Genomic DNA, 215 nt, shown 5'->3' with positions numbered 1-215 from the left:
GACGCCGAACGGCAAGCTCGATCGCAAGGCGCTGCCGGCGCCGGATGCGCAAGCCTACGCGGCGCGCGGCTACGAGGCGCCGCAGGGCGAAACGGAAGAGACGTTGGCGGCGATCTGGGCCGAGCTGCTCAAGCTGGAGCGGGTCGGACGGCACGACAACTTCTTCGAGCTGGGCGGCCATTCGCTGCTGGCGGTGGCGCTGATCGAGCGCATGC

The 215-nt window shown here is 70.2% G+C and carries 1 protein-coding gene; it reads left to right on the top strand.

Annotated elements, in window-relative coordinates; genetic code table 11:
• Window positions 1–215 (top strand): phosphopantetheine-binding protein (locus RUGAMON1_RS32775; RefSeq protein ID WP_445234442.1); only part of this gene is annotated, 215 nt, incomplete at both ends.

This window comes from Duganella rhizosphaerae (assembly GCF_040364205.1).
In the GTDB taxonomy this organism is placed as follows: domain Bacteria; phylum Pseudomonadota; class Gammaproteobacteria; order Burkholderiales; family Burkholderiaceae_D; genus Rugamonas; species Rugamonas rhizosphaerae.
This window is presented reverse-complemented; position numbering and strand designations above follow the sequence as displayed.